At 40.7% G+C, this 8504-nt stretch carries 10 protein-coding genes; 3 read left to right on the top strand and 7 right to left on the bottom strand.

Translation table 11 applies throughout. The features are described 5' to 3' along the window. The 3 genes from PX481_RS23065 to PX481_RS23055 all read right to left on the bottom strand — a co-directional run. The coding region (locus PX481_RS23065; RefSeq protein WP_288096271.1) for a DUF4164 domain-containing protein at nt 1-218 on the bottom strand (218 nt) is incomplete at its 3' end. Nucleotides 219-378: 160 nt separating this feature from the next. Continuing rightward, the gene (locus PX481_RS23060) at nt 379-2343 is read right to left on the bottom strand and encodes a M48 family metalloprotease (protein WP_002760611.1); all 1965 of its coding nucleotides are present in this window, start codon (nt 2341-2343) and stop codon (nt 379-381) included. Between the two features lie 17 nt (nt 2344-2360). Continuing rightward, complete coding sequence (locus PX481_RS23055; protein WP_288026649.1) at nt 2361-2540, bottom strand: hypothetical protein; 180 nt, start codon at nt 2538-2540, stop codon at nt 2361-2363. Between the two features lie 189 nt (nt 2541-2729). On the opposite strand from PX481_RS23055, the gene rpmF reads away from it, so the two are divergent. Continuing rightward, on the top strand, nt 2730-2912 hold the full coding sequence (rpmF, locus tag PX481_RS23050) for a 50S ribosomal protein L32 (protein ID WP_002760610.1): 183 nt from the start codon (nt 2730-2732) through the stop codon (nt 2910-2912). A 181-nt stretch (nt 2913-3093) separates the two neighbouring features. Beyond that, nucleotides 3094-3693, top strand: coding sequence for a sulfite oxidase-like oxidoreductase (locus PX481_RS23045; RefSeq protein WP_288026651.1), 600 nt, complete (start codon nt 3094-3096; stop codon nt 3691-3693). A 116-nt stretch (nt 3694-3809) separates the two neighbouring features. On the opposite strand, the gene PX481_RS23040 is transcribed toward PX481_RS23045, so the two are convergent. From PX481_RS23040 to PX481_RS23025, 4 genes are all read right to left on the bottom strand, one after another. Continuing rightward, complete coding sequence (locus PX481_RS23040; protein WP_288096269.1) at nt 3810-5252, bottom strand: tetratricopeptide repeat protein; 1443 nt, start codon at nt 5250-5252, stop codon at nt 3810-3812. A gap of 10 nt (nt 5253-5262) precedes the next feature. Then, nucleotides 5263-6558 carry a P-loop NTPase fold protein gene (locus tag PX481_RS23035; protein ID WP_288096267.1) on the bottom strand — a complete coding sequence of 432 codons (1296 nt, stop codon included), beginning with the start codon at nt 6556-6558 and terminating at the stop codon, nt 5263-5265. A gap of 322 nt (nt 6559-6880) precedes the next feature. Continuing rightward, nucleotides 6881-7132: a BolA family protein gene (locus tag PX481_RS23030; RefSeq protein WP_002737239.1), complete on the bottom strand. Its 252-nt coding sequence runs from the start codon at nt 7130-7132 to the stop codon at nt 6881-6883. A 71-nt stretch (nt 7133-7203) separates the two neighbouring features. After that, nucleotides 7204-7851 carry a hypothetical protein gene (locus tag PX481_RS23025; RefSeq protein ID WP_002760602.1) on the bottom strand — a complete coding sequence of 216 codons (648 nt, stop codon included), beginning with the start codon at nt 7849-7851 and terminating at the stop codon, nt 7204-7206. Between the two features lie 230 nt (nt 7852-8081). Between PX481_RS23025 and PX481_RS23020 the strand changes: the two genes are divergently transcribed. Next, nucleotides 8082-8504: Uma2 family endonuclease (locus tag PX481_RS23020; RefSeq protein ID WP_288096265.1), on the top strand; the 423-nt coding region annotated here is incomplete at its 3' end.

Here is an 8504-nt window from a genome sequence, read left to right as displayed (position 1 = left end):
GCTATCAGAATCCCCCGGTTGGTAAATTCCTGATAACCAACCCGTACCGTTAATCCCTCGATTTTCTCGTCTAATACTTTAATATCGCCTTTTAACTCTGCTTTGAGTTCGGCCTGTCCGATTTCTAATTTTGTGAGACGTTCATCGATTTTGTCGATTTTACTTTCAATCCTGGTCAAGACAGCTTCTAGGGAATAGGTGACAGTTTCGTTAGACATTTTGCTATACTTCTAGACTTATCTGGCGACTATCTTAATTATGAAGGGTTTTCATGGTCTGAGACTTGAGGATTTTAGGGATTGCCGCTCAAAGATTGGGTACTATCCAAGCAAGTACCTAAAACTAGAAAAGGGATGAAGTGGCAGTTTTTTGCGATGCTTAAAATGTGACTGCGATAATTAAACCGGAGACTAATAAGCCAAAACCGCTAACCAAAGGCCAAAAACGGGGATAAAACCGAATATTTCCGCCAGAGTGAGTTATTTGACTCCATTCCAGACGAGGAGATAAATCGCGACGAAACCAACCGAGAACTTGTACAGATGTATTGTTTATTGCTGCCATGGGGGGGTTAGTAGTCCTGATTTTATGCCAAAAACCAAAACGATAGTTAGGAGCGAGGGGAATTATGCCAGTGCTATCTTTAAGAAAGAAATTCTTTCCTTGAGCAATTAACTCACCGCGGAGTCGGACGGGGATAGCTGGGAGGGGATGACTGCAAGGATTATCGGTTAAAGAAAAAATATCGCTGAAACTAGCATTGTTGAGACGAGGATAACTGGCTAATCGATTGATAATTATACCCAAACCCCCACCGACTAAAATTAGGCCCAATGCACCCCAAGAGCTAAATTTCAGCCAAAGAAAATCAGCTATGACAACCCCAATAATAAAGCCTAGTCCCGAAGCATAATATAAACACAGTCGTAGAAAAAAGTTTTGATAGAGTTTCTTGGAATCTAATTCCATTTCTTGACATAATAATTTCCCCAGACTAAATTCTATATCTAGATCCATCTGTCGGGCATAGTTAGTTAAAGCGCGAATCCTTTCACCAGTCAGGGGATGATTAGATTGCAACTCTAACCATTTTGCCCAAGGGTTATATATATCCCAGAGAAAACTCTGTCCGATCCGGCGAGACTCCAATGCGATACCATAAACGTTACCGGCAATGATCGCATCCTGCTCCAGGGCAATATTTAATACATTTGTACTGAATGACAGGGGACTAAACTGGGCAGTTTCTTGGACTAAACCAAAGGCAATTTTTACTAAAGCGCGGGCCAAAGCATTGGGATTACCAGTAACTTGGGCAGCAAAATGATCGGCGAAGTATTCTCTAGTACGAGACAGATAAAGACAGCAAAAAACAATAATTGGCCTAAAAATAGTGATAATTGATGAGAGAAGGGCTAGAAAAACTGTGTCTTGAAAATTATTACCTTGATTTTGGGCAAAAGAATCGAGATAACAGCTTAAATGGTCGAAACTAGCACAGATAGTCATCAGGGCAAAGTCTCCCTGCCAAATATGCCCTAATTCATGAGCATATACCGTCGCTACTTCCTCATCGTCGAGATAGGTAAATAAACCTCTGCTAACTACTAAGCGAGCATTACCCCGTCGAGAGCCATAGGTAAAAGCGAGGGGCTGTCCGTCTTCGATAATGCCTAGTTTTGGCGGTTTTAACCCTTTTTCTCGGCATACACGCCCAATTACCGCCGCCGATTCCGGGCTATACCGTTTAATTTCCGCTAAGGACACCCAACGCACTCGATAAAGACGTTTTTGTGTCCAATCAATTAGATTCGGGGCGATAAAAAGGATGAGTCCGCCTAAGAAACCGGTCAAGAGCAAGGCAATAATTACACCCGTCCCCGCAGGGATGAGCAGCAAACGGGTAATTACAAAAAAAAGACCAAATGCTATAGCATAAAAAGCCGTAATTGTCAATAGTTTAGCAAAAATAAGTCTATTTTCGGGGATAGTCCGGGATAACCGGACACTTACCCGTGCTGCTCGTGCTGCCTTGGGCAGCGCTCGAAATTTGACCCCATTAGTGGCAATACCGATGGTTTTTTGTTCAGCACTAAAGATTGTCAGTAATCGTTTGGCCCACTGACTAACTTCCTGATCAAGATGATTTTCTAATTCCAGAGCTAGGGCGATCGCTTGTTGCCGTTGATTATTGCTGCGATAGGCCCGAGCAAGAGCCATTTTAGCTCGAATATATAAGGGAGAATGAAAATTAGCTGACTGTTGGCAATATTCTTCCAGTAATTCTACGGCCCTTGCGTAATCCTTTAGGCGTAGATATTTTAATCCTTCTTCCAGTGACATAGATATCCCTTAGCTGTTTATCTATGTTTAGAGATACCCAAAATCGTAGGAAAGATTAAAGGAGTTGGGGAAGTGGGGGTGTGGGGTGTGGGGGTGTGGGGGTGTGGGGGATTTTTCAGTGAGCAGTAAACAGTAAACAGTAAACAGTAAACAGTAATCAGTGAACTTAAAACTCTGGGTTCGACGGTAGTTACCATGATGGAAATTACTTGACTACATAGTTATATAGAATTTTAAACATAAATAGGTAAGCCAATGATAATTATTAAGTTTTATCAATATTTTGGGCAGTAGCGATCAAGGGAATCAGACAAGTTAGCGAGCCGATTAGGGAAATAGGGAGTAGAATAGAAAGGTTGTGAGTCTATAACTATCGTTAAAATACTATGGCTTGTCCCAAGAAGAAAACCTCAAATGCCAAGCGCGACCAACGGAGAGCGCACTGGAGAAAGCAAGCGGATCGGGAAGCGCAAAAAGCCTTATCTTTGGGTAAATCTGTCCTTTCTGGTCGTTCTAACAGCTTTGTCTATCCCACTAAAGAGGAAGAAGAAGGGGAAGACGAGGAATAATATTCCTATCGGTCATCAGTTACCAGAAAAATTTGGCTGTAGTTCGCTGTTAACACCGAATAAATGTCCTCAAGGTCTAGGACGGTGTAATAACTTGATAGTGGGGAGTGAGGTATAGAAAACCTTTTCGCTCCCTAATATTTTAAGATTTGTTTAGGGTTTTCGTTGCGAGTCTCAACTAATGTTAGGCAAATTCTTTAAAAAACCAGAATCTCCCGATCAAGACCGAGTTCCTCCGGGCCAATATCTCGCTAGTGGTTTTCCTGTGCTTACCTACGGGGATACTCCCCAAATCAAGACCGAGGAATGGTTATTTAAGGTTTGGGGAAAGGTGGCCACGACTAAAATTTTTAACTGGTCGGATTTTATGGCCCTACCGCAGTGGGAATTTACCAAGGATTTTCACTGTGTCACCCGTTGGTCAAAATTAGATGTGACTTGGACGGGAATTAAGGTATCGGATTTTATCACCTTAATTGACCTGCTGCCGGAAGCTACCCACGTTATGCAACACTGTTATGGCGGTTATACCACTAACCTGACCCTAGAGGAATTCCTGCACGAGGATAATTTTTTCGCTTTTCAATTGTTTGGTCAACCTTTACCCCCCGACCACGGTGGTCCGCTGCGCTTAGTTGTCCCCCATCTCTACGCGTGGAAAAGTTCTAAATGGATTAATGGCTTAGAATTTCTCGATCGAGAGCAATCGGGTTTCTGGGAACGTAATGGCTACCATCGACGAGGTGATCCCTGGTTAGAGGAACGTTATGGCGGTTTTTAACCAGTTTTGGCTTAAAATCGGGTGAGATAAGCAATCAAGTCCGCTAATTCCTATCATTAAAACAAGCAAAAGTCAAGGGGTAAGCAACAAATTTTTACTCGATCGCAACTGGTTAATTATAATTGCCGAATTGCCTGATCGCACTTTTGAACATATCCTGCTAACCCCAATGCTTGAAATAATTTCCGCGCTTGAAGATATGCTTCTTTCGCTTCCGATATACGATCGAGTTTATAGTAGGTAAGTCCCAGATTAAACAGAGTCTTTGGTTCTCCTATGATATACCCCATTTCCTGAAAGATTTCTAAGGACTGTTGATAAAACTCGATCGCTTTTTGGTCTTCTCCTAGGGAACCGTAAACATTCCCCAAACCTAGATAGGAATAAGCTTCTCCTGTTATATCAGAGATTTCCCGTTTGATCGCTAAGGACTGTTGATGAAACTCGATCGCTTTTTGGTATTCTCTTAGGGAATTGTAAATATTGCCCAAATTATTGTAACAATACGCTACTCCCCTTATATCATCAATTTCCTGAAAGATTGCTAAGGACTGTTGGTAAAACTCGATCGCTTTTTGGTATTCTCCTAGGGAATGATAAGCATTGCCTAAATTATTGTAAGAATCTGCTTCTCTCGATCGATCTCCGATTTTCTGAAAGATTGCTAAGGACTGTTGATAAAACTCGATCGCTTTTTGGTCTTCTCCTAGGGAATAGTAAATACCTGCTAATGAGTCGAGACTCGCAACTAAATCAAGTTCTAGATTTAACTCTGTTTGTAAATCGATCGCTTTTTGATAATACTCGATCGCAAGCTGTTGTTCCTGACGATAATCTACCAATGGTGATCGATATAATAAACGAAGGTTATAAATCTTAGCTAAACTGGCATATAAACTCGCTAGTCTTGGCTCTTTTTTGCCTTTATTTACCTCGATTTGCTCGATTAGTTCTAACAAGTCTTCCTTAGAGATTGAAGGAATATCTTTATCTATAGTAATTTCGTCAAAAGATTGTAAAATTGGTAAAATTTCCTGAGAAGGTAAAAAGTTACTTGGAGGAGAAATAAAGCGAAAAACTCCTTTTCGCCAACTCCAAAAATCGGGGGACTTTTTGCGTAAATTTACCTCCACTGTGCTTGTTACCCAAAGAACAATGGAATAGGGAAATTCTCGCAATCCTTCCCTTGTCCATTGCAGATAACCAAAAAATTTATCTAGTTCCGATTTTTCCCGTTGCCATTCGATCGAGTGTAATTTTTCCACTCCTGTGGTTGTGATCACGGCGTTTTTGCTTTGTAATAACTCTGGTTTTCTGGAGACTAAACTAGCAATTGCTGCTCTTAAACTCGGTTCTTTTTGATCTAAATCAATCCGATAACAAGGGATTACTGGTTCTAATTCTTTGCTATAGCGATCGATGATTTCTTCTCGCAATTTTTCCTGATCACACACACAAATTAATATATTTAATCTCTCTTGATTTGCCTCTAGAGACACGATTAAACCTTCGTATTCTCTTTCATTTTGGTCAATAATTGAAGATGTTTCATCAGTCATAATATACCATTCAAATTGTTCCTCTTTTTTTCATTAACTCAACTACAATCGGATGCACGTTATACCAGAGATCGCCATTGCGGTATTCCAAAATATATAAACCATGCAGCAGATCTAGAAAATTTTGATCCTTGAGATCCTTCGGTTTTGACTTTTCATAAACAGTTTTAATAATTTCCTCATCTGCTGTACCGATACTTTCAGCAAAATCGAGACTAAGTTCTGTGATTGATTGTTCTAAAACAGCTTGATTAATTTTTAGGGTATTATCATCAGGATAACGACGAACCGATCGCAAACAAACCCGACAGCAATCATTAGTAATGCGAATTAATTCTCGTAACACTCCCCCACTATAAAGACAAATTTTTTCGAGGGTGTCAGGATCGATTAAATCGGAATCGATGCGCTTAGTGATAATCTCGGTTAAAGTAGCAATAATTTGCGGATCGGGTATAGCATTAGGTGAATTAATTTCTCCCTGTTTAAAGAGTTTATATACAGGCATTTGCACGATCTGATCGTTGGTTTCTGTTTGGAGAGTTGCCTTTAAAGCTACCTCTCTTAAAGCGGCGATCGGAATAGTCATAATAATCCGAAAACCGGGCAACATAATCGCTTTAATATGGGATTGAAAAATATCCCTTACCTGTGCTAAGTCAATTTTATCAATGTCATCAACAATTACTAAGATTTTTTTCTGACTTTGGGACTCGATCGCACTAGCTATAATGTTAATTTGGGCAACTAAATCGGTAATTCTCCGCTCATACTTTTGTTTGATTTCCTGACGAATAGTCGAATTAATCTTGAGAATTCCTTTAATGTGAGCTAGTAAAGCAGAAAAGTTAAAACCTGTTTCGATAGTGGCATCTGCTTGATTGGTTTCGGTGCGGATTTGTTCAGCAAACCATTGATAAAAGCTTTTTTTAATAGAATCTTTAATAGTTAAATTTTGGGCTTCCGCTTCTGACATCATCTGAACGGCGATCGAGAATAAAATATTAACATGATTTACGTCTGACATTTCGATCGTGTCTGAGATCGAGAAGAAAACAACAAAATAGCGATCATCTAACTTTCTTTTAAATTCGTAGAGTAGGGTTGACTTACCACAACCCCGATGTCCTGCTAGAATAATTTTTCCGTCTTCCGAAGGACTATCTTCGACCAATTGTTCTAATTCGTCGATAATTTCTGTGCCGTATTTAACAGCAAAACGCTGTAATTCTTTATCCGATCGCAGGGGTAAAAGTTCCAAATTGCGATAGGCTTCTCGAAAGGGTTCCAGTAAAGGACTAACCATGAGTAATTAAATTAAGTGGGTGGGTGGAATTAAATATAAGATGAACGTAGGTTGGGTTGAAGCATGAAACCCAACGCCTGCATGGGTTACTAACCATGAGTAATTAAATTAGACTGTGTTGTGTGAAGATAATTAGCCACAAAGAAAACCAGAAAAAAATTAACTAATAACTGATAAGTAGTTATAATTAAATTGAAGATGGATCCCCCCTGCCCCCCTTGATAAGGGGGGTGCCGATAGGCGGGGGGATCCCCCCTTAATCCCCCCTTGATAAGGGGGGTGTCTGACAACTTTTAACACCTACCTACTTAACTGATAACTGTTATTTTTCTGCTGCCCAACTGTCGGGAGTGTAGGTTTTTAATGCCAAAGCATGGATGGCTTCGGTAGCCAGTGCCGATTGTAAAGCGCCATAAACCATTTGATGCTGTTTAACGCGGGTTTTGCCGGCAAATTCGCCAGAAATAACCACCGCTTCCAAATGATCGCCACCTCCCGTTAAATCCCGAATCATCACCTGTGCATCGGGGATTTGTTCTTGAATCATCGCTTCTACTTGGCGAAAGTCAACCATCGTAACTCCTCAAAAGAATTAAAGATACTCTGATCCCATTGTTACCGAAAGCTCGTCAATGGGGACAAAATTTACTGCTGTGGGGGGGAGTTGTTAGGAGTTGCGGAGGTGGGAGTCGGTGCGGAGATGGGTGTACTGACAAATCCCATCTCGTAGAGTTGTTGATAGCTTTTTTGTCCTAATTCACTGGTGGGGTTTTGGGATTGAATCACCTGAATTAACAAAGGAACCGCCAATTCTGGCTGATTTTGCGCCCTATGGACCAAAGCAAGCTGATAGGTGGCTTCATCCCGCAGTTGTCCGGTGTTTAAAGCACTTTGACGCTGAGAATCGAATACTTTCGGGTCAATTCCTGAGAAACTATTAGCTAATTGCAGATGATAGTTAGATAGTTGGTTAAAAATCCGGCGCGCTTGATTGAGTTTGTCCACAGCGACATCGTATTTAGCGGCATTAATAGCGGCGTTCGCTTCTTCCACTAAACGTTGTCCCCCCTGAAGACTCAGGACACTATCGGCTTGATTTAAGGGTTTTAATTCGTTAGGATCGCTGGTGGGATTGTTAGAGTCGGGGGTTTGTGCTTGTCCGTCAGGTGCGATCGCTATGACTAAACCGATCACCAGAGTGAGCAGATAAATTAAACTATAAGGCTGTTTTCGCTTAACCATAAAATTTCTCGACTTAATGTTCCTGATGGGAACGGCTATTTTTTCTAACATCGACAACTGACCTATAGTAGCTTTTTTGGGGCAGTTTCGATCCGACCCCAGCTTTCTAGACGTTAGATTTAGCGGTTTTGTCGCCATGGCAAGCGCTGATTTTTCCCGAAGAATCAGTACAAGTCCCCAAAAAGTTAGTTTATCCCCCCGATTAATGGTTTAAACACCGATAATTCCCCCCTTGCAAGGCTGTCCAGATAGAATAAAGAGAAAGTAGGAGTTTAGTTAAAATGTCTTTATCGCTGATTACCCGTAAGTTTACGGTGGAAGAATACGAAAAAATGACAACCCAGGGAATAATCAAACCCGATGAAAAAGTGGAATTAATTCGAGGAGAAATTATCAAAATGTCACCGATGGGAACCCGTCATGCTTCTAGTGTAGATAGATTAATACAATTATTCTATCAAAAGTTAGGACATAAAATTATTCTCAGAGTGCAAAATCCGATTAGATTAAATAATAACTCTCAACCAGAACCAGATTTAAGTTTACTAATACCTCGCCCAGATTTTTACGTTGCTGCCCATCCCTGTCCCGAAGATATTTATTTAATTATTGAAGTTTCTGATTCTACCCTCGATTATGATCGCTATACTAAAATCCCTCTTTATGCAGAAGCAAATATTAAAGAGGTTTGGATTGTCAATCTC

The organism is Microcystis sp. M53603_WE2, from assembly GCF_030065435.1.
This window is presented reverse-complemented; position numbering and strand designations above follow the sequence as displayed.